24 protein-coding genes are annotated in these 23,872 nt (G+C 62.5%); 14 read left to right on the top strand and 10 right to left on the bottom strand.

Features of this window, described 5'->3' with window-relative positions:
• Window positions 1–30: 30 nt before the first annotated feature.
• From NKI99_RS05760 to NKI99_RS05745, 4 genes are read right to left on the bottom strand one after another with little or no spacing between them, the layout of a single operon-like run.
• Entirely contained in the window at window positions 31–981 is a 951-nt protein-coding gene (locus NKI99_RS05760) for a substrate-binding domain-containing protein (RefSeq protein WP_352610082.1), read from the bottom strand.
• Window positions 982–1,035: 54 nt separating this feature from the next.
• Window positions 1,036–2,025 carry an ABC transporter permease gene (locus NKI99_RS05755; RefSeq protein ID WP_352610112.1) on the bottom strand — a complete coding sequence of 330 codons (990 nt, stop codon included), beginning with the start codon at window positions 2,023–2,025 and terminating at the stop codon, window positions 1,036–1,038.
• Complete coding sequence (locus NKI99_RS05750) at window positions 2,022–3,614, bottom strand: sugar ABC transporter ATP-binding protein (protein WP_352610080.1); 1,593 nt, start codon at window positions 3,612–3,614, stop codon at window positions 2,022–2,024. Before NKI99_RS05750 ends, NKI99_RS05755 begins: the two co-directional genes overlap by 4 nt.
• An 11-nt stretch (window positions 3,615–3,625) precedes the next feature.
• Complete coding sequence (locus NKI99_RS05745; protein WP_352610078.1) at window positions 3,626–4,327, bottom strand: GntR family transcriptional regulator; 702 nt, start codon at window positions 4,325–4,327, stop codon at window positions 3,626–3,628.
• Window positions 4,328–4,504: 177 nt separating this feature from the next.
• Between NKI99_RS05745 and NKI99_RS05740 the strand changes: the two genes are divergently transcribed.
• Genes NKI99_RS05740 through NKI99_RS05730 form a run of 3 tightly spaced genes read left to right on the top strand, consistent with a single transcriptional unit; the run spans window position 4,505 to window position 8,063 of the window.
• The gene (locus NKI99_RS05740; RefSeq protein ID WP_352440671.1) at window positions 4,505–5,731 is read left to right on the top strand and encodes an iron-containing alcohol dehydrogenase; all 1,227 of its coding nucleotides are present in this window, start codon (window positions 4,505–4,507) and stop codon (window positions 5,729–5,731) included.
• 15 nt (window positions 5,732–5,746) lie between these two features.
• On the top strand, window positions 5,747–7,228 hold the full coding sequence (locus tag NKI99_RS05735; RefSeq protein ID WP_352610075.1) for an NAD-dependent succinate-semialdehyde dehydrogenase: 1,482 nt from the start codon (window positions 5,747–5,749) through the stop codon (window positions 7,226–7,228).
• A gap of 10 nt (window positions 7,229–7,238) precedes the next feature.
• Window positions 7,239–8,063 (top strand): alpha/beta hydrolase, encoded by an 825-nt coding sequence (locus NKI99_RS05730; protein ID WP_352610111.1) that lies wholly within the window; start codon window positions 7,239–7,241, stop codon window positions 8,061–8,063.
• Between the two features lie 399 nt (window positions 8,064–8,462).
• Here NKI99_RS05730 and NKI99_RS05725 read toward each other — a convergent pair whose 3' ends face one another.
• Together NKI99_RS05725 and NKI99_RS05720 are read right to left on the bottom strand one after the other, a co-directional pair.
• Window positions 8,463–9,959 carry an aldehyde dehydrogenase family protein gene (locus NKI99_RS05725; protein WP_352610073.1) on the bottom strand — a complete coding sequence of 499 codons (1,497 nt, stop codon included), beginning with the start codon at window positions 9,957–9,959 and terminating at the stop codon, window positions 8,463–8,465.
• 50 nt (window positions 9,960–10,009) lie between these two features.
• Complete coding sequence (locus NKI99_RS05720) at window positions 10,010–10,264, bottom strand: hypothetical protein (RefSeq protein WP_352610114.1); 255 nt, start codon at window positions 10,262–10,264, stop codon at window positions 10,010–10,012.
• Here NKI99_RS05720 and NKI99_RS05715 point away from each other — a divergent pair.
• On the top strand, window positions 10,160–10,573 hold the full coding sequence (locus tag NKI99_RS05715) for a Rossmann-fold NAD(P)-binding domain-containing protein (protein ID WP_352610109.1): 414 nt from the start codon (window positions 10,160–10,162) through the stop codon (window positions 10,571–10,573). The genes NKI99_RS05720 and NKI99_RS05715 overlap by 105 nt on opposite strands.
• Before the next feature lie 10 nt (window positions 10,574–10,583).
• On the opposite strand, the gene NKI99_RS05710 is transcribed toward NKI99_RS05715, so the two are convergent.
• Window positions 10,584–11,489, bottom strand: coding sequence for a LysR family transcriptional regulator (locus NKI99_RS05710; protein WP_127294331.1), 906 nt, complete (start codon window positions 11,487–11,489; stop codon window positions 10,584–10,586).
• A gap of 135 nt (window positions 11,490–11,624) precedes the next feature.
• Here NKI99_RS05710 and NKI99_RS05705 point away from each other — a divergent pair, with 135 nt between their 5' ends.
• From NKI99_RS05705 to NKI99_RS05660, 10 genes are all read left to right on the top strand, one after another.
• Window positions 11,625–12,347 (top strand): LamB/YcsF family protein, encoded by a 723-nt coding sequence (locus NKI99_RS05705; protein WP_127255327.1) that lies wholly within the window; start codon window positions 11,625–11,627, stop codon window positions 12,345–12,347.
• Between the two features lie 66 nt (window positions 12,348–12,413).
• On the top strand, window positions 12,414–12,647 hold the full coding sequence (locus NKI99_RS05700; protein WP_013533152.1) for an acetyl-CoA carboxylase: 234 nt from the start codon (window positions 12,414–12,416) through the stop codon (window positions 12,645–12,647).
• Window positions 12,647–14,011: an acetyl-CoA carboxylase biotin carboxylase subunit gene (locus NKI99_RS05695; RefSeq protein WP_128302547.1), complete on the top strand. Its 1,365-nt coding sequence runs from the start codon at window positions 12,647–12,649 to the stop codon at window positions 14,009–14,011. Before NKI99_RS05700 ends, NKI99_RS05695 begins: the two co-directional genes overlap by 1 nt.
• 9 nt (window positions 14,012–14,020) lie before the next feature.
• On the top strand, window positions 14,021–14,896 hold the full coding sequence (locus NKI99_RS05690) for a 5-oxoprolinase subunit B family protein (protein ID WP_128302548.1): 876 nt from the start codon (window positions 14,021–14,023) through the stop codon (window positions 14,894–14,896).
• The gene (locus tag NKI99_RS05685; RefSeq protein WP_023808979.1) at window positions 14,886–15,857 is read left to right on the top strand and encodes a 5-oxoprolinase subunit C family protein; all 972 of its coding nucleotides are present in this window, start codon (window positions 14,886–14,888) and stop codon (window positions 15,855–15,857) included. Before NKI99_RS05690 ends, NKI99_RS05685 begins: the two co-directional genes overlap by 11 nt.
• A 249-nt stretch (window positions 15,858–16,106) precedes the next feature.
• Complete coding sequence (locus NKI99_RS05680) at window positions 16,107–16,859, top strand: ABC transporter ATP-binding protein (protein ID WP_023808980.1); 753 nt, start codon at window positions 16,107–16,109, stop codon at window positions 16,857–16,859.
• The gene (locus tag NKI99_RS05675; protein WP_023808981.1) at window positions 16,856–17,590 is read left to right on the top strand and encodes an ABC transporter ATP-binding protein; all 735 of its coding nucleotides are present in this window, start codon (window positions 16,856–16,858) and stop codon (window positions 17,588–17,590) included. Before NKI99_RS05680 ends, NKI99_RS05675 begins: the two co-directional genes overlap by 4 nt.
• A gap of 1 nt (window position 17,591) precedes the next feature.
• Window positions 17,592–18,497, top strand: a complete 906-nt coding sequence (locus tag NKI99_RS05670; protein ID WP_027036291.1) for a branched-chain amino acid ABC transporter permease — start codon at window positions 17,592–17,594, stop codon at window positions 18,495–18,497.
• A gap of 4 nt (window positions 18,498–18,501) precedes the next feature.
• On the top strand, window positions 18,502–19,593 hold the full coding sequence (locus tag NKI99_RS05665; protein WP_352440675.1) for a branched-chain amino acid ABC transporter permease: 1,092 nt from the start codon (window positions 18,502–18,504) through the stop codon (window positions 19,591–19,593).
• Window positions 19,594–19,636: 43 nt separating this feature from the next.
• Window positions 19,637–20,830 (top strand): ABC transporter substrate-binding protein, encoded by a 1,194-nt coding sequence (locus NKI99_RS05660; protein WP_023808984.1) that lies wholly within the window; start codon window positions 19,637–19,639, stop codon window positions 20,828–20,830.
• Between the two features lie 157 nt (window positions 20,831–20,987).
• Here the strand turns inward: NKI99_RS05660 and NKI99_RS05655 are convergent, their stop codons facing one another.
• The 3 genes from NKI99_RS05655 to NKI99_RS05645 all read right to left on the bottom strand — a co-directional run bounded on the left by NKI99_RS05655 (window position 20,988) and on the right by NKI99_RS05645 (window position 23,861).
• Complete coding sequence (locus tag NKI99_RS05655) at window positions 20,988–21,656, bottom strand: nuclear transport factor 2 family protein (protein WP_127294316.1); 669 nt, start codon at window positions 21,654–21,656, stop codon at window positions 20,988–20,990.
• Entirely contained in the window at window positions 21,653–23,035 is a 1,383-nt protein-coding gene (locus NKI99_RS05650) for an aspartate aminotransferase family protein (protein WP_352440676.1), read from the bottom strand. Before NKI99_RS05650 ends, NKI99_RS05655 begins: the two co-directional genes overlap by 4 nt.
• A gap of 94 nt (window positions 23,036–23,129) precedes the next feature.
• Complete coding sequence (locus tag NKI99_RS05645) at window positions 23,130–23,861, bottom strand: LamB/YcsF family protein (RefSeq protein ID WP_023808987.1); 732 nt, start codon at window positions 23,859–23,861, stop codon at window positions 23,130–23,132.
• Window positions 23,862–23,872 lie beyond the last annotated feature (11 nt).

Below are 23,872 nucleotides of genomic sequence, written 5' to 3'. Positions count from 1 at the left end.
CGCCCTGCCTTTCGGTGAAATCGGATAGGGTTAGAATGGCGAGTCGGGGAAATAGTATTCCTTGGCGTTGGCTTGGGTGATCAACGGCGCGTCGAGCTTGACGGTGCCACGGACGGGTGCCTGGCCGATCAGGTTGGCGACGGTCATGTAGATCGCGGTCTTGATCATCGACGGCGGATATGGCGTCTCGACCGGCGTCATGGCGTCGCCGTCGATCACCTTCTTGACGATGTCCTTCATGCCGTTGCCACCGAGCGCCAGCTTGATATCGGTCCGGCCCGATTGCTTGACCGCTTCGAGCACGCCAAGCAGCATGTCGTCGTCATTGGCCCAGACCGCATCGATATGGGGGTACTTGGCCAAATAGTCCTGCATCAGCTTGAAGGCCTCGTCGCTGTTCCAATGCGCGTACTGGATGTCGAGGACTTTCAGGTTCGTACCCTTGATCGTGTCCTGGAAGCCCTTGATGCGCTCGTCGTCGATGACGGTCGGAATGCCGCGCAGCACAACGACGTCGCCCTTGCCGCCGAGCTTATCGATCATGAACTTGGCTGTGTTGGTGCCAACCGCGATATTGTCGCCGGCGAGGTAAAGATCCTGGACGGAGGCGTCAGTCAGACCGCGATCGACGACGGTGATGAACGTGCCCATGTCCTTGATAGCCTTGACCGGCTGAGTCAGCTCTTCCGAGCTGTAAGGCAGGATCACCAAAGCGTCCAACTTGCGGCTGGCCGACAGGTCCTCAAGCGCGCTGACCTGCTCCGCCGCGGACGGCGACGTCTTCACGACCACTTCGACGTTCGGGAACGCGGCGTTGATTTCCTTGGCCGCCGCCTGTGCGTGATAGACGATGCCCGCCGTCCAACCGTGGTCGGCTGCCGGTATCGACACCGCGATGACCTTCTTGTCTTGCGCCATGGCCTGACCGGCCAGCAGCAGCGCGCCAAGTGCCGCCGCCGCAATCCATTTTCTATCGAACATTGTCTTCTCCCTTGGACCTACAAGAACGTTAATCCGCGTGGTCCGGACGCGGCGCTATTTCGAATTCGAAAACCGCTGGATGAGCATGGCGATGATGATGATGACGCCCTGAACAGCGGCAACGAGGTATTCCGAGACGAAGTCCGACAGCACCATGAGGTTGGCGATGAGCTCCAGGATGACGGCGCCGGCGACCGTCCCCCACACATGGCCCTTGCCGCCGCGCAGCGCGGTGCCGCCAATCACCACGGCTGTGATGACCTGCAGTTCCCAAAGCTGTCCGGTCGTCGGCGTCGCGGCGCCCAGGCGCGGCACGTAGCAGATCGCGGCAATGGCCACGCAGACACCCTGGACGATATAGGCGACGGTCCGTGTCCTGATCACCGAGATGCCGGAATAGCGGGCGACATCCTCATTGGCGCCGACCGCCGCGCATTTACGGCCGTATTTCATTTTGTACAGGATGAAGGATGCGACCGCGGCGACGGCGACGGATATGAGGATTGGAACCGGGATGCCGGCAACCGTGCCGAAATAGACAGGCCGGTAGGCCTCGCGCAGCGACCGGTCGATCGGTATCGTGCCGCCGTCGGTCAGATAGGTTATCAGCGCCCGGAAAATCCCCATCGTGCCCAGCGTGGCGATAAATGGTTCGATCCTGCCGACCGTGACGATGAGGCCGTTGGCAAGCCCGCACAGCAGGCCGACCAGGATCGCCACCGCCATGCCGGCGGGAATAGCCCAGATACCGGCATGCGGCGCCACCGTGTTCATGAACATGATGGTGATGCCGGTGATGAAGGCGGCCATCGAGCCGACGGAAAGATCGAGCCCGCCGGACGAGATCACAAATGTCGCGCCGACCGCGATAATGGCGATGAAGGCGCTGCGGGTGATGACGTTGGCGAGATTGGTGGCGGACAGGAAATCGGGGTTGATGAGGTAACCCACGACCAGGAGGGCCGCCAGCGCAAGGAAGGGCCCGATGTCGGTCCAACTGACATTGAGATCCAGGGGGCGACGCCTGGGTGCGGATTCGGTCATGACAGCCATTCTGTGCCTCCCTTGGCTTTTGGCCCTGGCTTGGGGCCACTGGTCGCCAGTACCGCCACGTTGCTTTCGGTCATTTCGGCGCCGCTGACCTCGCCGGTGATGCGGCCTTCGCGCATCACCAGGATGCGGTCGCAGATGCCGATCAGTTCCTGCATCTCCGAAGAGATGACGATGCAGGCCTTGCCCTTGGCCACAAGCTCCTGGATGAAGGCATAGATCTGCGCCTTGTTGGCGATGTCGATGCCACGCGTGGGCTCGTCGATAATGACCACCGAAGGATCGGTCAGCAGCACCTTCGCCAGCAGCAGCTTCTGCTGATTGCCCCCGGAAAGCTGGCCCGCTTTGGCGCCGAGACTCTTCAGCCTGATGTCATATGCCTCCACGGCCTGTTCCAAGGCCTCCGCTTCGCGGCGCCGACCCATCGAGAGGCCCCGATGGAACACACCGAGCGCCGACAGCGTCAGGTTAGGCGCCAGGCGCTCCTGCAGCAGCAGTCCCTTGCCCTTGCGATCCTCGGTCAGGTAACCGACGCCGGCGTCGATCGCCGCGCGCGGCGATTGGAAATGGATCGACTTGCCCTCAAGTTCGACCTTGGCGGCCGCCGGGCGCAGGCCGATAATGCCCTCGAAGAGTTCGGTTCGACCTGCGCCGACCATGCCGGCGAACCCGAGGATCTCGCCTTTGTGGACCGTGAACGACACGTCCTCCGCATAGCCGGGAACGGAGGCGTTCCTCACGCTCAGCATCGGTACATCCGAAGGCGCTGAGGTCCTTTCAGGATAGAGGGCGGCCAGTTCGCGACCGACCATCATCCGCGCCATATCCATCTGGCTCAGCGTCTTGCCGGGATAGGTGCCGACCATCTTGCCGTCGCGCAGAACGGTCACCTTGTCGGCCACCCGTTGCACCTCGTCCAACCGGTGGCTGATATACAGCACGGCGGTGCCGTGAGCCTTCAGTCGCAGGACGATCTCCAGCAGGCGCTCGACCTCGCCACCGGTCAGAACGGCGGTCGGCTCGTCGAAGATAACCAATTTATAGTCGTCAAGCAGAGCGCGAGCGATCTGCACCATCTGCCGGTCTGCCAGCGAGACGTCGCGCACCAGTGCACTTGGCGAGACCACGCAACCGATCTGCGCCAGTTTCTCGGCCGCCAGCCGGCGCATGGTGCGGTCATCCACGACATGGCCGCGCGAAAGCTCTCGCCCGAGAAACAGATTATCGGTGACCGTGAGCCCCTCGGCGAGCAGGATCTCCTGATGGACCAAGGCGATACCGGCATCCTGTGCCTGGCTGGGCTTGGCAAATTTCACCGCGTGTCCGTTCATCGACAATGTGCCATGGCTTGGCTCGACATAGCCGGACAGCAGCCGCATCAACGTCGACTTGCCGGCACCGTTCTCGCCAATGATGGCGTGGACCTCACCGGGCAGGATGTCCAAAGTGACGTCCGACAACACCGTCACCGGGCCGTATTGCTTGGACAATTGCTGGGCGCGCAGCACCGGTTCGAGCGAACCATGCGCATTGCTGGACAACGTGCTCCCGCCCTCCCCGGCGATATTAGCGGCAATGGACATCCGTTCCGACCTCAATCGAATGCCGGGAGCAGGCGATCGCGCGAGTGCTCTATATGGATGCGCATCGCCTTTGCGGCGGCATCGGGATCGGCAGAGCCGAACGCGGCAAGAATCGCCTCATGTTCGTCAAGTGCCTCCTCGGTCACACGTGCATGAAACATCAGGCGGAAGATGTGGAAGTGCGTGTGCTGGTGGCCCAACGTCTCTCGGATGAGTTCGTTTTGAGAAAACTCCAAGATCTTGTCGTGGAAGATCGCATCCTGCCTGGCGAAGTTCGAATAGCGTACGCGATCATCCTTGCCGTCGCGGCGTGACATCACGCCGGCGGCTTCGAGCAACACATTGAACTTGGCCTCGTCCATCATTACGGCGGCCTTTGCGGCGCCATGCGGTTCGAGCAGCAGACGCATTTCGTACAATTCGTCGAAACGGCGCCGGGTGATCTGGGGTGCAGCACGATAACCGATCAAATGCGTCTTGAGGACGAGGCCTTCGCCTTCGAGCCGGCCAAGGGCTTCGCGGATCGGCGTGTGCGAGACGTTGAATTCCTTGACCAGGCTATCGACTGTAATACGTGAGCCTGGCGGGATTTTCAGCGCCATCAACTGCGCGAAGATGGCTTCATAGACATCTTCGACGAGACTGTTGGCGCGCTTGATGCGACCAACTCCAATGGTGGCGTCGCTTGGGTCGGGTAAGTTTGCGGTGTGCATATTTTGCCTCTTGACAGTCAGGACTGCTAACACGATGGTTCCGTCGATGCAATCCTATATCCTATACGATTTTAAAGCGGATATGTTTTAGGGGCGAGAGACACGCGCTTAGACCGTCCGATCCCAAGCCCAGTTCAATGCCTCCGTTTCCAGTCAGCCGCCGTCAAAGGACCGATCATGACCCTCTTCGCCGCCCTGCGGTTGCCGCGTGAAATCCTGTTCGGGAAAGGGCAGCGCCATGTGCTGCCGACGGTCGCCGCCCGGTTCGGCCAACGTGCGCTGGTCTGCACCGATGAGCGTTTCGCGGGCACAACGGTATTCGTCGACATCATCAAGTCCCTTCAATCAGCCTCGATCGAAGTCCTTGTGCATGACCGCGTTCTGCCCGACGTGCCACGCGACACGGTCGGCATCTGTGTCGAGGAAGCGAAGGGGTTCAGACCGGACATGGTGATCGGCATCGGCGGCGGCAGCTGTCTCGATTTCGCCAAATGCACCACGCTGCTTCTCAGCCATGGCGGCAAGCTCCAGGACTATTACGGGGAGTTCAAGGTGCCGGGTCCGACGCTGCCGCTGATCGCCGTACCCACCACGGCCGGCACCGGCTCCGAGGTGACGCCGGTCGCGGTGATTTCCGACCCGGACCGGACGCTCAAGGTCGGCATATCGAGCCCTCACCTTATCGCCGCAGTCGCCCTGTGCGACCCCGAACTGACAATGACCTGCCCCCCTGGCCTGACCGCGATCGCCGGCGCTGACGCTTTGACCCATGCGATCGAGGCCTTCACCGCCATGCGGCGCGGTGAAGACCCCAATCTGCCGCAACAGCATGTCTTCATCGGCAAGACTGACCTGACCGACCATTTCGCGTTGCTCGCGATAAAACTGCTTGGCCGGAGTCTGGAGAAAGCCTGCAGCGACGGCGCCGATGCCGACGCGCGTGCCGATGTCATGATGGGCGCTCTGGCAGCGGGCTGCGCATTCGGCACTGCCGGCACGGCGGCGGCGCATGCCGTGCAATATCCGGCAGGCGCCCTCACCCACACCGCCCATGGTTTGGGCGTGGCGACAATGATGCCTTACGTAATGACCTATAACAGCCGCGTCGCCGCTGACGAGATGGCAGAGATCGGCGCGGCACTTGGCTTGGAGACGAAGGCGAGAACCACCGCCCAGATGGCAGCCGCCACAATCGAGGAGATCAGGCGATTGTTCGCGGCGATCGGCATTACGCCAACACTGGCGGATCTAGGCCTCCCTGCCGATAAGCTTGACTGGACCGCCGAGCAAGCGCTCGGCATCGACCGCCTGATCAAGAACAATCCGCGTGCCTTCGATCTCGGCACGATGCGACGCCTCGTTCAGGCTGCCCATGACGGCGACCTCGCCGCCTGCGTTATGTGAAAACGGAACAAAGCGATGAATTTGAACGCTCAGCAGCTCGACCAGGATGGCTATGACGTGCGCGGTTTTTCACACGGACTCTACATCGACGGTACTTGGCGACCGTCCTCCGACGGTCGGCTCATCGATGTTGTCGATCCCTCCTCCGGGGCGGTGATCGCGGCGGTTCCCGATGCGGCAGTCGAGGACGCCACCGCCGCCGTCGAGGCCGCGGCCAAAGCAGCTAAGGGATGGCGGGAGACGGCGCCGCGCAAACGCTCGGAAATCCTTCGGCGCTGTTTTGAGCTCATGGTCGAACGCTCCGAAACGCTTGCCATGCTGATTTCCCTGGAGAATGGCAAGGCGCTGCGCGACGCGCGCGGCGAGGTAGCCTATGCAGCCGAGTTCTTCCGTTGGAATGCTGAGGAAGCGGTCCGCATCACCGGCGAGTTCGGCACCGCGCCCTCCGGCAGCAATCGCATCGTGGTCGATTATGAGCCGATCGGAATTTGCGTGCTGATCACCCCGTGGAATTTTCCGGCCGCTATGGCGACCCGCAAGATCGCGCCGGCGCTGGCGGCAGGCTGCACTGTCGTCCTGAAGCCGGCAAGTGAAACACCGCTGACGGCCTATGCGCTGGCGGCACTCTACAGCGAAGCCGGCGTGCCTGCCGGTGTCGTCAACGTGCTGACCACGACCAGTCCCGGGCCGCTGACTTCGGCCATGCTCGCCGATCCGCGCGTCAGGAAGCTGTCCTTCACGGGGTCGACGGGCGTGGGCCGAACCTTGCTCGGCGAGGCTTCAAAGCATGTCATTTCCTGTTCGATGGAACTCGGCGGCAATGCCCCGTTTGTCGTCTTCGACGATGCCGATCTCGACGCCGCCCTCGACGGCGCGATGATCGCCAAGATGCGCAACGCCGGCGAAGCCTGCACCGCCGCCAATCGCCTCTACGTGCAATCAGGAATCCATGATGCTTTTGCCGACGGGCTCCGCAAGCGCATGGCGGCACTTAAGGTGGGGGCGGGTCCGAATGCCGACACCGAATGCGGGCCGATGATCACCAGAAAGGCTGTCGACAAGATCGACCGCCTGGTCAAGGACGCCGTGGGCCGGGGAGCCAAGGTGCTTTGCGGCGGGGCGATTTCGGAGGAAGAAGGATTCTTCTATCCGCCCACAGTGCTGTCCGATGTGCCGCCCGATGCGGAGATGGCGCACGAGGAGATTTTCGGCCCGGTGGCACCCATCACACGCTTCGACACCGAGGCCGAGGCGATCGCACATGCTAACAACACGGAATATGGCCTGGCCGCTTATATATACACACGCGATGTTGGACGCGGCATGCGGGTGGCGTCGGGGATCGAGGCCGGCATGATCGGTCTCAACCGAGGACTGATGTCGGATCCGGCCGCACCATTCGGAGGCGTCAAGCAGAGTGGCCTTGGCCGCGAAGGCGGCCAGCACCACGGCATCGCCGAGTTCATGGAGGCTAAATATATTGCCGTCACCTTCTGAACCGGCAGTCATGTCAAAGGACCCTTTCCGCACGCGCGACCATGTGGCCGATTTTGACGATATCGTGGCCGACATAGTGACTCGCAGCGCCGAAACCCGGGCGACCCTGCCGATATCGGCTGATATCGCCTATGGCGAGGGCGAGGCCGAGAGGTTGGACCTGTTCTTTCCGCCCGGCGCGCGCAGGGATCTTCCCGTGCACATCTTCATCCATGGCGGCTACTGGCGCATGTTCTCCAGGAGCGACTATTCTTATGTAGCAAACACAGTCACCAAAGCTGGGGCGATCGCGGTCATCGTCGACTATGCGCTGATGCCCGAGTTCAGGATGGCGGCAATCGTCGGCCAGGTCCGGCGTGCCAAACAATGGGTGCTGGACCATATCGTCGACCATGGCGGCGACCCTGCCCGGCTAAGCGTAAGTGGTCATTCGGCGGGTGCGCACCTGGCCACATTCCTGTTTGAAAAGACGCCAATGCCATCACGCATACGTGCGGCGCTGCTGCTAGGCGGCCTTTACGACCTCAAGCCCCTTCAGACGTCCTTCCTCCAGCCGCTAATCGGAATCACCGATGAGGAGGCAGCTGTCTTCACCCCAATGACGCGGTGGCATGACCCGGAGACGGCAGCGACCATTCTCGTCGGAGATCAGGAAACGTCACCTTTTCACCAGCAGGCCGCCGACTTCGGAAAGCGCTTGCGCGCGCAGGGGCACCTTGTCTGCGACCTCCGCCTGAATGACCGAAACCACATGAACAGCGTGCGTGATCTGGGCATCAGCGGCACACAATCTGGCGATTGCCTGATGGCGATGATCGAGGGAAACGGCCTATAGGACGGAAGCTGGGGAAAGCAGAGCCGCTTGACTGCCGGGCCAGACACTCCCGTCACTCAAGAAAGTACCGTCACGGGATCGCGGCACGCTACCGGCATCGGGCTGAGCTTTGCGGCAGGTGAAATCCGGCAGAGGACACAACCGACGATTCCTCATCCTCTTTCTCCACACTGCATGCGGGCGGAGCCGATCGACCATGCTCAGTCGGCATCATCACCGCGCGGGGCTATGTGCACCACTCTTTCTCCGAACAGCTGATGGGCCTCATCCGCACAAATTTGCGCGAACTGGCAAACTGAACATCGCGCCTTCGGACAGGCACCTTGCACGAGCGCCGAGAATGGTGCGTTGCGAACGCCGCCATTGGCAGTCCGGCCTCACCTGAATATCATCGCACGCTCAGTCGGTCTGGATCCAGATCGACTTGGTCTCCAGATATTCATGCAGATGTTCGATGCCGCCCTCGCGGCCGTAGCCGGACATCTTCATGCCGCCGAACGGCACCGCCGGGTCGATGGCGTGGTACATGTTGACCCACACCGAGCCGGCCTTGATGCGGCGGGCGAGCTTGTGGGCGGTGCCCAGATGACTGGTGAAAATGCCGGCGGCCAGGCCGTAGGGCGTCGCATTGGCCCGCGCAACGGCTTCGTCGAGCGTGTCGAACGGCATCGCCGAAATCACCGGACCGAAGATTTCTTCACGCGCGATGGTCATCTTGTCCGACACCGCGCCGAAGACAGTCGGCGCGATGAAATTGCCGCCGTCGTAGATCTCGCCGGTCAGTCGCGAGCCGCCCGCTATCAGTTCCGCGCCTTCGTCGCGGCCGGCCTTGATATAGCCCACCACCTTGCCGGCCTGCCTGGCATTGATGAGCGGGCCGATTTCGGTTTCCGCCTCGATGCCATGGCCGATGCGAAGCCTGCCGGCAAACTCGGCTACCCGGCGCACGAATTCGTCATGGATCTCGCGCGCCACGAACAGCCGCGATCCGGCGATGCAGATCTGGCCCGAATGAACGAACACCGCCATCGCGGCGACAGGAACCGCCTTGTCGATGTCGGCATCCCGGCAGACGATGATCGGCGATTTGCCGCCGAGTTCCAGGGAAACGCGCTTGAGGTTGGTCACGCTCGCCCGCGCGATGGCCTGGCCGGTCAGCGTCGAGCCGGTGAAGACGATCTTGTTGACGTCGGGATGTTCAGCGAGCCGCGCACCGGCCTCCGCCCCGGTGCCGGTGACGACGTTGACGACGCCGTCGGGAACGCCGGCTTCCTGCATCAGCCTGGCGATCAGCAGCGGCGTCAACGAGGCATCCTCCGAGGGCTTCAGCACGATCGTGCAGCCGGTGGCGAGCGCCGGCGCGATCTTCCAGATCGAAGCGGCGGTCGGAGCATTCCAGGGGATGATCGCGCCGACAACGCCCACCGGCTCGCGCCTTGTGAAGCTGACGATCTCGCCGGGGATCGAATTGTCTATGGATTCGCCATGCAGCGCGGTCGCCATGCCCGCATAGAAGCGCAGCATGCCGATGACGCGCCGCCGGTTGACGAGCGTGCGCGTGATCGGCAGCCCCATGTCGAGAGTGTCCGAAACGCTGAGCTCTTCCCAATGGGTCTCGAAGAGATCGGCGATGCGCAGAAGCACGCACTGCCGCTCATAGGGCGAGAATTTTGACCATGGCCCTTCGAAAGCCGTGCGCGCAGCGGCCACCGCCGCATCGACGTCGGCCGCCGAGCCACGCGGCACGGTGGCCAGCACTTCGCCAGTCGCTGGGTTGAACGCCTGCATCTCCTGGCCGGACTGTGCCGGAATCCACTTGCCGCCGACGAACATCGGCCGGAATTCGCCATGGTAGAGCGCCGTGGCCTTCGCCCGCGGGTCGAAATTCAGCGTCATCCCTTCCTCCTCACAATCCGTGGTGACTATGCCTCCCACGCCGGTCGACCTCAAACAAGGAAAGCTAAAAGGGCGTTCAGATAATCGGACTGTGCAATGTACCCGACTTCCCCGATGGTGGCGTCAATGGAGGAACAGATATGAGACTTGCTGGCAAGGTCGCCATCGTCGCTGGCGGCGGTTCGGGATTTGGCGAAGGCATCGTCAGGAAATTCGTCACCGAAGGTGCGCGGGCCGTGTTGATGGACCGGGATGAGGCCGCCGCGGCCCGCGTTGCTGCCGAAATCGGCGAAATGAGCGGCCAATCACTGGCGACCTCTCGACACTCGCAAGCTCGAAGCGGCGGCAGACCTGGCCCGCTCGGCCTTTGGCGGTCTCGACATACTGGTCAACAATGCCGGCGTGGCCCAGCCGCCCTGGCGCTCGAGACGATGGACGAAGAGATGTTCGACCGGATCGCCAACGGCGGCGTCTCGCCTCGCCCGAATTTGACTTGGTGCAATGCTTCAAGGGCTGGGCGATTGCCGCCACCCGGGCCATGGCCGTGGAACTCGCACCGTTCGGCATCCGCGTCGTCGCCACCATTCCAAGCCTGTGCCATAGCGCCTGCCTGACGGCAGGCGGTTAGCCGCCGCCGCCCATGGTCACGGACATGAAGGCCCGGAAGGCCGCCGCTGCCGGTTCGATTGATCTGTCACGCGACCAGGCCAGGCCGACATCCATAGTGGGGATGGGCTCGACAAGCCCGCGCACTTCGATGCGCTGCCCCTCCAAGGACCAGGGGCGGTAAACCATGTCGGACAGGACAGTGACCCCCATGCCGGCAGCCACGAGCGACCGCACGGCCTCGACCGAACTGGTGGTAAGGACGGCGCGGAGCGAAAGCCCCGCGGCATCCCAGTAACGGGCGGCCGTCGTACGTGCCTCGTCAACCGTCAGCATGACATAATCTTCCGCCGCCACATCGGTGAGGCTGATTTCCTGTCGCGCGAGCAGGTGATGATCAGCCGAAAGCCAGAGCCGGCGGTTCGACCGCATCAAGACCTCCTGCGCCAACTCCTTGGTGTGCTCCAGGTTCGACACCAGCATCACGGCCATGTCGATGTCCCCGCACATCAACCCGCTTTCGAGAGCGTCTCGGGGCAGTTCCAGCACCTCGACCTCGATCTCGGGATAGGTCTTTCGAAACCGGGCGTAGTGGCGCGACATGTAGTAGCCGACGACCGTGTAGGTCATGCCCAGCCGCAGCTTGCCCGCCAGGCCTTTCCTATCGCGCAACGGGCTTCGGACGGCGGCAGCGACGGCCCCGGTGATAACCCGCGCATGTTCAAGAAACCGCGCGCCCTCCATCGTCAATCTTACGCCAGCGTGGTTACGCTCCAAAAGCCGTACGCCCAGGTCAGCCTCAAGCGTCTTTATCGCCGCAGTGACCGCCGATTGCGAGATGTTGAGTTCCACCGCAGCATGACTGACCTGTCCGCTCTCGGCGGTCGCGATAAAATAATCAAGCTGTTTCAAGGTGATGGTCATGGTGCGCTCCGGCCCAGAACCATTATCTGTTTTTTTGATATGACAATCAATAAACTACTATTTCACAAACGCCTTCGCATGCGCAAAAAATGCTGCAACGCCGCAAAGACGGCAGGTTCGAGGGGTAACAATGCGATGGCGGTGACGCTAAACTGCGACATGGGCGAAAGCTTTGGCCTCTACAAGGTTGGCGATGATATGGGCATGATGCCCATCATCGACGTTGCCAATGTCGCCTGTGGTTTCCACGCTTCTGATCCGGATCACATGCACGCCGCCGTCCGCAGCGCCAAGGCGAGTGGCGTCAAGATCGGCGCCCATCCAGGCTTGCCCGACATTCAGGGTTTCGGCCGGCGCGAGATGCGGATGACCCGCGAAGAAGTCAGGAACACCATCATTTACCAGGTGGGAGCGCTTGCCGGCTTCCTCAAGGCCGAGGGTGTGGAACTCCACCACATCAAGCCGCATGGCAGCCTTTACTTCATGGCCATGCAGCAGGAGGCAATCGCCCATGGCGTGTGTGACGCGGCAGAGGTTTTCGGCGTACCCCTCTTCGGCATGACGGGCACCCTGCATGAGAAGATCTATCAAGAGCGCGGTATCCCATTCGTCGCCGAGTTCTATGCCGATCTCGACTACGATGCCTCCGGCAAGCTGATCTTGACACGCGTTCATGACGCCAAGGACCCCGCAGAGATGGCCGAGCGGTGCGTACGCGCCATCAGGGAGGGCGAGGGCACGGCAGAGGACGGCAGTTTCTTCCCCGTACGCTGCGAAACCATCTGCGTGCATTCCGATACGCCGAACGCCATCGAAATAGCCAGAGCCGTGCGCACCGCAATCGCCCCCTGGCACTGAACTCGACCGAACCCGCCCGCGCGGGCGGTTCCAAATTAATCTGTCCGCAGTTTTCCGGAGCTTTTTATGGCCCAGATTCTTTCGCCTCTTCCCGGCACCTTCTATCGCAGCGCTTCGCCAGACCAGCCGCCCTACAAGGCGGATGGCGACGCGGTTTCCGCCGGAGACGTAATCGGTCTCATCGAAGTGATGAAGTCGTTCCACGAAGTGAGGGCCGAGACGGCCGGTACGAACATCCGCTTCATTGCCGACAATGAAGACCCCATCATGGCCGGCGCACCTATTGCGGATCTCGACTGATGCTGAAAAAGCTTCTGGTTGCCAACCGGGGCGAGATAGCGGTCAGGATCATCCGGGCCGCGCAAGATTTGGGGATCACCACCGTGGCGGTGTATTCGGCCGCAGACGCCGAGTCGCTCCACGTCCAGCTTGCGGACGAAGCGGTCAACATCGGCCCACCAGCGGCAAAGAAGTCCTATCTCAATGTCGAAGCAATTCTGAAGGCTGCCCGCGACACCGGTTGCGACAGCGTTCATCCAGGCTATGGGTTCCTTGCCGAGAATGCCGCGTTTTCCGACGCGGTCACAGGCGCTGGATTGGTCTTCGTCGGCCCGTCGGGAGATGCGATCCGGATGATGGGAGACAAGGTCTCGGCGCGATCCGCCGCCGCCGCTGCAGGTGTCCCTGTGGTGCCTGGCTCGGCTGGCCGGGTCGAGGGCCTCAAGGCTGGCCACGAGGTGCTGACCGCAACCGGTTTTCCGGTGATGATCAAGGCGGCGGCAGGCGGCGGTGGGCGGGGCATCCGCATCGCCAACTCGCTCGCCGAGTTCGAACAAGCCTTTCCTCAAGCCAAAGCAGAAGCCCTCGCCGCCTTTGGCGACGGTGGCCTCTACATGGAAAAGGTGATCGGCAAGGCCCGCCATATCGAGGTGCAGGTGCTGGCAGACGGAAGCGATGCCATCCACTGCTACGAGCGGGAGTGCTCACTGCAGCGGCGACGCCAGAAGGTTTGGGAGGAGGCGCCGTCGCGCGCACTTTCAGACAGGCTGCGCGAGGAGCTCTGCGCTTCGGCGGTCGCTTTGGCCAAGGCGGTCAAATACTCTGGTGCCGGCACGGTAGAGTATCTTTATGACGATGAAGCAGATCGCTTTTACTTCATCGAGATGAACACCCGTATCCAGGTCGAGCACCCGGTCACCGAAGCGATCACCGGCATCGACCTCGTTGCGGAGATGCTTCGCATCGCCGGCGGCGAGAAGCTGCGGATCCGGCAAGGCGATGTCTCCGTCAAGGGGCATGCGATCGAAGTCCGGCTCAATGCCGAAGACCCGGCGAAGGAGTTCGCTCCATTCCCGGGGCAAGTGGCCGAGCTTCGCATTCCCGGCGGTCCGGGCGTACGCTTCGATTCGATGCTTTACCAAGGCTATCAGGTGCCGCCCTTTTATGACTCGCTGCTTGCCAAGCTGATCGTGCATGCAGAGACGCGCGAGGCGGCGATAGTGCGCCTGATCCGCGCGCTCAACGAGTTGAAGATCGGCGGGCTCAAGACCACCAAGCCGCTGTTTCTTGCGCTGGCCGCCGATCCGGCGGTGCGGGCGGGAGACGTGCATACCCGCTGGCTGGAAGGCTGGCTCATCGAAAACGCCGCAGCTTTGGCGGGTTAAGGAGGACCGATGTCGATACGATTCAACTTCGGCGGTGACGAACATATCTTCGGCGAGGTGTCCGAGGAAATGTCGCTCACCTCCTTCTTTACCGGCCTTTCGATGACGAACGCGGTGCGTACGGCAGGCATCCGAGGTGTCACCGAGATCTGCCCTGCCAACGCCAGCTTCCAGATTCGCTTCAACCCCGACATCGTCAAGCCGCAGGATTTGCTCAGCGAACTGAAGTCGATGGAAGAGGCGGCCTCGAAGGCGGACCCGGTGCTGAAGACCCGGATCATCGAACTGCCGGTTTATTTCCAGGATCCATGGACGCGTGAAACCTGCTTGCGCTTCCGCGAGCGCCATCAGGACCCCTCCTCCACCGATCTTGAATATTCGGCCCGCATCAACGGCTACGCCACGGTGGAAGAATTTATCGAGGCCTATTCCGGCCAGCCCTGGTTCGTATCGATGGTCGGCTTCGTCGCCGGACTGCCCTTCCTGTACCAGATGGTTGAGCGCAAGAAACAGATTCAGGCGCCGAAATACTTGCGTCCACGCACCGACACTCCCAAGCTCACCATTGGCCATGGCGGCTGCTTCGCAGCGATCTATTCAGTACGCGGCGCTGGCGGCTACCAGATGTATGGCATAACCCCGGCCCCGATCTACGACCCGACCAGGAAGGTGCGCTACCTCTCCGATGACATGTGCCTGTTCAAGCCAGGCGACATCGTCAAGTTCAAGGCCATTGGCCGCGATGACTACGACGCCACGCTGGAGGAAATTGAAGCCAATCGGTGGCAGCCGACGGTTCGCGAGTGCACCTTCAGCCTGAAGGACTTCAACAGCGATATTTACGGCACCAATGCAAAGCTGATGGAGCTTATCAATGGCCGTTAAGGTAATCTCTCCCGGCCTCTCCACTTCCGTGCAGGACCTTGGTCGACCAGGCCACTATCATGTCGGCATTCCCGAAGGCGGCGGCATGGACCGCTTTGCCACACGCATCGCAAACCTGCTTGTCGGCAACAATCCGGGTGCCGCGGTGCTCGAAGCCACCTTCATGGGCCCCGAACTCGAATTCACCCAATCCGCGGTCGTCGCCGTCACCGGCGGAGAACTCCCCCCCAAACTCAATGGCGAGGAGCGGCCGACCTGGGAAAGTTTTCCGGTGAAGGCCGGTGACCGGCTTTCCTTCGGCTTCCTCAAGGGCGGCGCGCGCGCTTATCTGGCCGTCTCCGGCGGCATCGACGTACCCGTGGTTCTCGGTTCGCGCTCGACTTACATTCTGGGCGCACTCGGCGGCCATCAGGGCCGCACGCTGAAGGCGGGTGATGAGCTTCCCCTCGGCGAAGGTTCCGGCAAAGCCGGTCTTTCACTGCCTGCAAATCTGCGCCGCGCGGGCAATAGTCCGGCGGAACTCAGAATGCTTCCCGGGATGTACTGGCATCGGATCACCGAGGCTGCCGGCAATCGGTTCTTTGAGGAAACCTGGAAGGTCGCGCCCGAAGCCGACCGCATCGGCTATCGCTTCCGGGGCGGGACGCCGCTGGAGTTCGTCGAGCGCGAGCAGCCTTTCGGTGCGGGCTCCGACCCCTCGAACATCGTCGATGCCTGCTATCCCTACGGATCCGTCCAGGTGCCGAGTGGCACGGAGCCGATCGTTCTTCACCGGGACGCGGTTTCGGGTGGCGGGTACATGATGCTGGGCGTGGTGATATCGGCCGACATGGACCTTATCGCCCAGCTCCAGCCGCACACCCCGGCGCGCTTCGTTCCGGTGACGCTGGAAGACGCGCTTGCCGCGCGAACCGAACAGCGCGCCGCGCTGGCGCGTGCTGAAGGACATCTGGCCGGCTGACGTCAGCCGGAAAAATGCCGGCGGAGGAGCCGGTGGCGAGGAGATCGGCCGGCCAAAACCGACCGTGCGTGGCGGAAGACAAAATCCGGTGCGCGAAACGACAAGACGACGCCGGGCAACGGCGTGAATTTGGCATCCGAGCAGTCCGCTAGAGACCGCCGGAACCGACAGGGGAAGACATTTGCAACGTGACTGGCCGCAAGGCCGGATGCTTCGCGCCTTTCCGTCGGTAGAAAGAAGGAAAGGGTCATGAGTCATCTGAGCGCGGAGAACGTCTCGGTATCGTTTGCGGGGCTGAAGGCCCTGTCATCGGTAGACCTCCAAATTACGCCCGGCCGCATTAGTGGCCTCATCGGCCCGAATGGCGCTGGCAAGACCACGCTCGTCAACGTGCTGACCGGCTTCCAGGCACCGACGGAAGGCACCATCAAGCTCGACGGCGCAGCACTCACGGGTCTCAAGCCGCATCAGGTCCGGCGGCGCGGCATCGCCCGCACCTTCCAGGGTGGGCGGCTCTTCCGCGACTTGCCTGTGCTGGACAATTTGGAGGTAACCGGCGTTGGCCTGGGAATGAGCCGGCGCGCTGCCATCGCCGAAGCGGAAGCGATGCTCGACTGGATAGGCATCGGTGCGCTGAGCACCCGCATCGCCGGAACGTTGCCATATACGGACGAGCGCCGCGTCGCCATTGGCCGCGCCCTGATGGGACGGCCCGCATACATCCTGCTCGACGAGCCCGCGGCTGGCATGAGTGCACTGGAGGCGCGGGAGCTTTCGGCCCTGATAAGACATATCGCCGCCGATCTCGGCTGTGGTGTCCTGCTCATCGAGCACAATGTCGGGCTGGTGCTCGGCCTTTGCCAGCATATCGTCGTGCTCGATTCCGGAGCGATCATCGAGGAAGGCCCGCCTGCGGCGATCCGCGACAGCGAGAAGGTGCGCCACGCCTATATGGGCACGGCCGCGAACACCGACCTGCCTGTTCTGGAGGCGATGGAATGAGCCTGCTCGCCCTTTCCGATATCACTATTCGCTATAGCCGTCTCACGGCGGTCCGAAATGTCTCCTTCTCCATGGCCGAGGGAGAAATCCTGTTCATCACCGGCCCGAACGGAGCCGGGAAGTCTTCGCTGCTGCGCGCGATCGCCGGTGTTACGCCGGTGGCGGGCGGCCGGATCGACCTTGCAGGTCATGAGATCACCGGCCAGGCGCCGGAAAACATCGCCCGGCTCGGATTCTCCATGGTGCCGGAGGGGCGCGATGTCTTCGGCTCGCTGACGACCGAAGAGAACCTCCTGGTCGGAACCGGCATGCACGCCCGCGAACGCGGCTGGCGCAGCCGAGCGGCCGACGAACTCGAAGCCGTCTACGCAACCTTCCCGATGCTGAAAGAGAGGCGGCACGGGCAGGCGGGATTGCTGTCCGGCGGGCAGCAGCAAATGCTGGTCATCGGACGCGCGCTGATGACCAATCCGCGGCTTGTAGCCATTGACGAGCCTTCGCTGGGCCTCGCCCCCAACATCAACGACCAGGTCTACGAGCGGCTGATCGCGCTGCGTGCGCAGCGCCAACTCACGCTCCTGATCGTTGAGCAGAGCTCGGCCCGGGCGATGATGGTGGGCGGGAGGATGATCCTGATGCGTGGCGGACAGATCGTGCTCGATGGCGACGCGCGGACGCTCGGCAACGGCGAGGCGATCCAGGCTGCCTATTTCGGCTACGAGGACAATTGAGATGCTTCAGATCCTGTTCGACGCACTCTCGCTTGGCTCGCTGTACGCGCTCGGCGCGCTCGGCATTGCCCTCATCTTCGGCGTGATGCGGCTCGTGAACTTCGCGCATGGCGACGTCATCGCCTTCTGCGTCTTCGCGCTGCTATGGCCGTCAACAGACGCCATGGCCATCGTCTTCGCCGGCCAATTGCCGTGGTACCTGCTGGTGCCCTTCGTGCTCCTCTGCGGGGCCGGGCTGTCGGTGCTGTGCGAAATCGTCGTCTTCAGGCGGTTCCGCCAGGCAAATCCGGCAACCATGATGATCGCCTCCTTCGCGCTCGGTTTCGTTATTCGCTACTTCCTGCTCATGCTTTTCTCCAGTCGGCCGAAATCGATTTCGCTGCTGCCCGAATTGTCCCAGCCGGTGGAGATCCTTGGTGCCCGGCTTCCCCTCCTCCAGCTCATAACGATCGTCGCCACGATGGTCATCCTGATCGGCCTGACATTGTTCCTGCGTCAAACCCGCTTCGGCCTGGAGATGCGGGCGGCGGCCGAGAACTTCTCGATGGCCCGCATGCTGGGTGTGCGTGCGAACCGGGTCATCATGGGTGCGTTCGCCCTCTCCGGCGCGTTGGCCGCCGCCATTGCGCTGATCTTTGGCGCCCAGACAGGCACGCTGGACATCCAGATGGGCGCCTCGATCATGTTGATGGCCTTCATCGCCACCGTCATTGGCGGCCTCGGCAGCCTCGGGGGAGCCGTGCTCGCCGGCTTCCTGCTGGGTGCCGCCTCGGTGATCATGCAGGTCATGCTGCCCATCGACGCCCGGCCATTCCGCGATGCCTTTGTCTATGGAGCGGTCATCCTCGTCCTCCTCTTCCGCCCGCAAGGGCTTATTGCCGCGCGCGGCACCAAGGAAAGGGTCTGATTTCATGGCTGTCGCCGCCTCCCTAGCCAACTCTACCGCTCCCGGTGCCGCGGCTGCCAAGCAAAAGCCCGCCCGCTTCGCACTTGCGCGCCGCACAATCCTGACGCCGGTCCTGCTTTCTCTGCTGCTGCTGGCCATCGCGCTGATCACGGTGATGACCGGATCGCGGCCCTTCAACCAGACGGTGATCGACGTGTTCGTCCGTGTCATCCTCGTCGTGGGCCTATACATCTTTATCGGAAATTCGGGCGTTCTCAGCTTCGGGCATATCGGCTTCACCTGCCTTGGCGCCTACGCGGCCGCGTGGCTCACCATCAACCCGATGATGAAACGCGGTTCGTTGCCGGGACTGCCCGAATGGCTGCTGGCGACCCGATTGCCTTACTGGCAATCGGCCGTGCTGGCGGCATTGTTCGCCGCCCTCGCCGCTCTCATCTTCGGGCGGGTGCTGATGCGATTATCGGGCATCGCAGCATCGATCGCGACCTTCGCGATGCTCGCCATGATCAACACAATTTATTCCAACTGGGAGAGCGTGACCGGAGCGACCTCGTCGGTCGTCGGCATTCCGATCGTGCGCGTGATCTGGCCGTATCTCATCGGCGCCGTGGTCGCAATCTTCATCGCCTGGGTGCACGCGATCTCCCGGTCCGGCCTAGCCCTTCGTGCTGCCCGCGACGAGCCCACCGCCGCCGCGGCTTCCGGTATCGACATTCCCAGGGAAAGACTGGTGGCGTTCGTCGTATCGGGCGCGGTGATGGGGCTGGGCGGTGCGCTGATGGCTCATTCCATCGGCGTGGTCACACCCGATACATTCTATCTCGGTCTCACCTTCATCACCCTTTCCATGCTCGTCGTCGGCGGCATGGGCAGCCTGTCGGGTGGTGTGGTGGGTGTCGTCCTGCTGTCCGCCCTCATCCAGGCGCTGCGTTGGCTGGAGGCAGGCGTATCGCTCGGCGAGTCCACGTTCGCCCTCCCGAAAGGGGTTCAGGAAATAGCCCTCGGCGTCATCATGATCGTGATCCTCGCGCTTCGCCCATCCGGACTCATGGGCAACCGCGAACTCACCTTACCTCGCAGCAGTCGCAACAAGTGACCGGCGGCACAAGCCCGACCGGAAAACAAAAAAGGAGACGTGCATGGCATACAAAATGAGAATTGTCGCAACCGCTCTGGCCTCGATGTCCATCGCATACCCGGCCCTGGCCGATGACAAGACTATCGTCATCGGCTTCGCCACTGCGGAGTCGGGCTTCATGGAAGCCTATGACAAGCCTGCCCAGGAGGCGGCTTTGATCCGCATCGACGAGATCAATGCGGCTGGCGGTCTGCTTGGAAAGCAGATCAAGGTCGTCAAGGCCGACACCAAGTCCGACCGGGCCGAAGGCGCCAAGGCTGGCCTCTCCGTGCTCGACCAGGGTGCGGATCTCGTGGTCGTGTCCTGCGACTACGACTTCGGATCGCCGGCTGCGCTCGCGGCCGAGGACGCAGGCCGTATCTCCTTCTTCCTGTGCGCGGAATCGGTCAAGGCCGGCATCCAGGGTGTCGGCCCGCACAGCTTCTCCGCGTCGGTGCTGGCGGCCGTGCAGGGAGCGACCATGGCCGAGTGGGCATTCAAGGAAAAGGGCGCAAAGGACTTCTACCGTCTGCTCGATACCTGGACGGCCTACAACAAGGGCATCTGCGACGGCTTCGACTGGATGATGCCGAAGCTCGAAGCCCAGGGCGCGAAGCTTGTCGGTGAAGACACCTTCAAGAACGAGGATGCCTCCATCGCCGCGCAGATCACCCGCATCAAGTCTCTGCCGAAGGAGCCGGATGCGATCATGCTTTGCACGATGATGCCGGGCGCCGTCTCGGCCATCAAGCAGCTTCGCGCCGCGGGTATCAATTCCATGATCCTGAATGGATCGGGCGTCGACGGTAGCTATTGGCTCTCGGCTGTGCCCGATCTGACGAACTTCTACGTCCCCGTTCAGGGATCGATCTATGGCGACGATCCCAATCCGGCCGTGCTGAAGTTCAATGCCACCTACAAGCAGAAGACAGGCGCCGATCCCTCGAGCCAGTATGTCTTTCCGGGTTACGTCATGGTCGACGTCTGGGCCAAGGCGGTGGAGCGTGCAGGCACGGCCGATGCCGACGCGGTCGTCGCGGAACTGGAAAAGATGAAGAATGAGCCGACACTGTTCGGGCCTCGTACCTTCACGCCGGAACTGCATCACCAGAACCAGACGCGGTACCTGATCGTCGAGACCAAGGCCGGCAAGCCGGGTGTTGTAGGCAACTGGACGATTTCCGAGCCGGTACCGATGGAAGCCTTGCTCAAGTAGGAGAAGATGGGCCGGGTAAGCCCGGCCCTTCATATGCGGAAGGCCCTGTTCCTTTGGGATGACCGGGCCTTTCGTCTTTTGAGGATATTGCCTTTGAGCAAAAAACGAGGGCGGCCCGTTTGGACCGCCCTTGTCGCCCGATGAATCCAGATTTTCGCTACCCTCGCGCTTTGCGGTAGGAATCCTTGAGCGCTATGAGCTCCCCCGAGAAAGCGAAGATATCGCAGCCGTCGACTTCGATTTGCTGCCCCGCTGCCGTGGTGCCGACGAAGCGCCATGATGAAAGCCCGGTGTCGCCCGTCACGATGTGCCGTCCCCTGATCCACGCGGCTTTCGGGAAGGCATCGAACAGCGCTGCATAGGCGACGCGCACTGCGTCACGCCCCACATGCTTGCGCCCTTCGGCATCGGGGCCGGCCGAGCCGTGGAAAGCGCAATTCTCAACCATGCAGTCCATCAGCGCGCCCACGTCGCGAGCGTTCCAGGCCGCGAGGAACCGGTCGAGCACGGCGAGCCGCCTGGCTGCGAGATCGCCAGCCTCAACGACCTCGACCTCGAGAAAGGCGAGCGGCGCATCGCCGGCATTGATGACATTGTGGGCCACACCCGTCCGCCGCGAGTAGGGCACCCCTTGAGTGAGAGCGGCTTGCGACTGCGCGCCGTCGGGGCCTTCGAGACCGAGCTTGCCGTCCGTAAGCGGCACGATGACGTAGTCATGGCCATGGATGTGCCAGCCGGTCTCGGCCCCGGTGGCAAAGCGCCATTCGGTGACCCGAAAGCGTTCGTCGTCGATATGGATGACCGGTTCGGCTTTCATGCGGGTCATTCAAGTCCCTCCTTGGCAACCGCACCGGTCAGGCGCTCAAGCGTCCGGCCCATGCGCGTCATGATTTCCTTCACATCGTCTTCTGTCGAGATCATCGGCGGACAGAGCGCGAGCTGGTCGCCGATGGCGCGGAAGATGAGGCCTTCCTCGTGGCCGATTCCCGCTGCGATACTCCCTGCGCGCCCAACCTTGGCGAAGGGGCGTTTCGTCGCCTTGTCTGCCACCAGCTCCACGGCGCCGATAAGACCGGTGCCCCGCGCTTCGCCGACAAGCGGGTGATCGGCGAATGAGCGGATGCCGGCCTGGAACGACGTCTCAAGGCGGGCCGCGTTTCCGATCAAGTCCCGCTCCTCGAAGATGGCGAGGTTTTCGAGACCCACCGCCGTCGCGACCGGATGACCCGACGCCGTGAAGCCGTGGCCGAAATTGCCGATCGTTGCGGTGTTGTCGGCGATCGCCTGATAGATCGCATCGGAGAAAATGACGGCGGCAAGCGGCATATAAGACGACGTGATTTGCTTGGAGACCGTCATGATATCAGGCGTGAAGCCGTATTTCTGAGCGCCGAAAGGCGTACCAAGCCGCCCGAAACCACAGATCACCTCGTCTGCTATCAGGATGATATCATTTGCCCGGCAGATTTTCTCCACGCCTTCCCAGTACCCGACCGGCGGCGGCAGAACGCCGCCGGCTGCCATGAGCGGCTCTCCTATAAAGGCTGCAATGGTGTCAGCCCCTTCTTCCGCGATCGCCGCTTCCAGCTCGGCGAGCAGACGCGCCGTGAAGGCGGCTTCGTCTTCGCCTTCCATGCCGAAGCGATAGAAGTGCGGGCAGGTCAAATGGCGAACGGGAATCGCCGGCAGATCGAAGTCGCGATGGTTGACCGGCAGGCCCGTCAGGCTGCCGGAGGCGACGGTGATGCCGTGATAGCCCTTGGTCCGTGCCAGGAATTTCTTCTTTTTTGGCCGGCCCAGCGCGTTGTTCATGAACCACATCATCTTGACGATGGTGTCGTTGGCTTCCGAGCCCGACGACGTGAAGAAGACACGCGTCAGGTTTTCCGGCGTCATCTCCACGAGTTTCTCAGCGAGCCGGATGGATGGCTCATGCGCCTTGGAGGAGAAGGTGTGGTAGTAGGGCAGCTTCAGCATTTGCTGGTAGGCAGCGTCGGCCAACCGCTTTTCCGAAAAGCCGACGCCCACCGACCACAGCCCGGCGAGCCCTTCGATGTATTCCTTGCCGCGTTCGTCATACACACGGATGCCGTCGCCGCGGCTGATGATCAGCGGCCCGGTTTCCTCGTGCTGACGCAGGTTTGTGTAGGGGTGCATGGAGGTGGCGATGTCGGCGGCGGCGAGAGAGTTGGAAAGCGCATCCATGGAAGTCCTCAGCGGCTTGGGGAAATGGTTCGGGAGGTGAGTGCGAGATAGTCCTCGATCCCATGCGTGGAGCTTTCACGATTCGGGAAATGAATCATGGCAGGCTGTTGGAATGGGTGTCGATGATCCGCCGCATCAGCGCGGCGACGTCGCGCGCATTCGGAGGATCGGAGTGGATGCAGACGGTGTCGAAGTCGACCGGGCGGATCGTACCGTCTGTCGTGACGAGTTCGCGTCGGGTAAGCGCCCCCACCATGCGGTGCTCGGCAAGCGTCAGGTCGATGGCCGACTGGACGCGCGGAATGATCAGGCTGCCGCCGGGAGCGTAGGCAAGATCGGGAAAGAACTCGCCCACGAAGGCGACGCCGAGTTCGGCTGCCGCCGTCTCGTGACAGGTTCCCGCCAGGCCGAAGAGAGGGACGCCGAACGGCTTGACCGCCGCGGCAATCGCCCGGGCAGTGTCCACGTCGTGCGCGGCCATGCCGTAGATGATGCCATGCGGCTTGACATGGCTGAGCTGCCCGCCCTCGGCGGCCAGCATTCCTGTCAGCGCACCGATTTGGTAGAGGAAGGCGGCTGTCAGTTCCTCGGGCTGAAGTTTCATCTCGCGCCGGCCGAACCCCTCGCGATCGGGAAGGGACGGATGCGCGCCAACCTGCTTTCCGTGCGAAAGCGCGAGCCGCACGGTCTTCAGCATCGTCCATGGATCGGAGGCGTGGAAGCCGCATGCGATGTTGGCGCAATCGATGTGGGGCATGATGCCGGCATCGTCGCCGAAACGCCAGTTGCCGTAACTTTCCCCCATGTCGCAGTTCAGGGTGACCATGGTTTGCTTGC

This window comes from Mesorhizobium sp. M0239 (assembly GCF_040321815.1).
Lineage (GTDB): Bacteria > Pseudomonadota > Alphaproteobacteria > Rhizobiales > Rhizobiaceae > Mesorhizobium.
This window is presented reverse-complemented; position numbering and strand designations above follow the sequence as displayed.

Coding starts and splice junctions, on each gene's coding strand:
- NKI99_RS05695 (WP_128302547.1), top strand. CDS start 12,647: ATGCTGAAAAAGCTTCTGGTTGCCAACCGGGGCGAGATAGCGGTCAGG.
- NKI99_RS05650 (WP_352440676.1), bottom strand. CDS start 23,035: ATGGATGCGCTTTCCAACTCTCTCGCCGCCGCCGACATCGCCACCTCC.
- NKI99_RS05685 (WP_023808979.1), top strand. CDS start 14,886: ATGGCCGTTAAGGTAATCTCTCCCGGCCTCTCCACTTCCGTGCAGGAC.
- NKI99_RS05670 (WP_027036291.1), top strand. CDS start 17,592: ATGCTTCAGATCCTGTTCGACGCACTCTCGCTTGGCTCGCTGTACGCG.
- NKI99_RS05710 (WP_127294331.1), bottom strand. CDS start 11,489: ATGACCATCACCTTGAAACAGCTTGATTATTTTATCGCGACCGCCGAG.
- NKI99_RS05750 (WP_352610080.1), bottom strand. CDS start 3,614: ATGTCCATTGCCGCTAATATCGCCGGGGAGGGCGGGAGCACGTTGTCC.
- NKI99_RS05725 (WP_352610073.1), bottom strand. CDS start 9,959: ATGACGCTGAATTTCGACCCGCGGGCGAAGGCCACGGCGCTCTACCAT.
- NKI99_RS05660 (WP_023808984.1), top strand. CDS start 19,637: ATGGCATACAAAATGAGAATTGTCGCAACCGCTCTGGCCTCGATGTCC.
- NKI99_RS05730 (WP_352610111.1), top strand. CDS start 7,239: ATGTCAAAGGACCCTTTCCGCACGCGCGACCATGTGGCCGATTTTGAC.
- NKI99_RS05745 (WP_352610078.1), bottom strand. CDS start 4,327: ATGCACACCGCAAACTTACCCGACCCAAGCGACGCCACCATTGGAGTT.
- NKI99_RS05760 (WP_352610082.1), bottom strand. CDS start 981: ATGTTCGATAGAAAATGGATTGCGGCGGCGGCACTTGGCGCGCTGCTG.
- NKI99_RS05665 (WP_352440675.1), top strand. CDS start 18,502: ATGGCTGTCGCCGCCTCCCTAGCCAACTCTACCGCTCCCGGTGCCGCG.
- NKI99_RS05680 (WP_023808980.1), top strand. CDS start 16,107: ATGAGTCATCTGAGCGCGGAGAACGTCTCGGTATCGTTTGCGGGGCTG.
- NKI99_RS05705 (WP_127255327.1), top strand. CDS start 11,625: ATGGCGGTGACGCTAAACTGCGACATGGGCGAAAGCTTTGGCCTCTAC.
- NKI99_RS05655 (WP_127294316.1), bottom strand. CDS start 21,656: ATGACCCGCATGAAAGCCGAACCGGTCATCCATATCGACGACGAACGC.
- NKI99_RS05735 (WP_352610075.1), top strand. CDS start 5,747: ATGAATTTGAACGCTCAGCAGCTCGACCAGGATGGCTATGACGTGCGC.
- NKI99_RS05740 (WP_352440671.1), top strand. CDS start 4,505: ATGACCCTCTTCGCCGCCCTGCGGTTGCCGCGTGAAATCCTGTTCGGG.
- NKI99_RS05675 (WP_023808981.1), top strand. CDS start 16,856: ATGAGCCTGCTCGCCCTTTCCGATATCACTATTCGCTATAGCCGTCTC.
- NKI99_RS05755 (WP_352610112.1), bottom strand. CDS start 2,025: ATGACCGAATCCGCACCCAGGCGTCGCCCCCTGGATCTCAATGTCAGT.
- NKI99_RS05645 (WP_023808987.1), bottom strand. CDS start 23,861: ATGGTCACCCTGAACTGCGACATGGGGGAAAGTTACGGCAACTGGCGT.
- NKI99_RS05700 (WP_013533152.1), top strand. CDS start 12,414: ATGGCCCAGATTCTTTCGCCTCTTCCCGGCACCTTCTATCGCAGCGCT.
- NKI99_RS05690 (WP_128302548.1), top strand. CDS start 14,021: ATGTCGATACGATTCAACTTCGGCGGTGACGAACATATCTTCGGCGAG.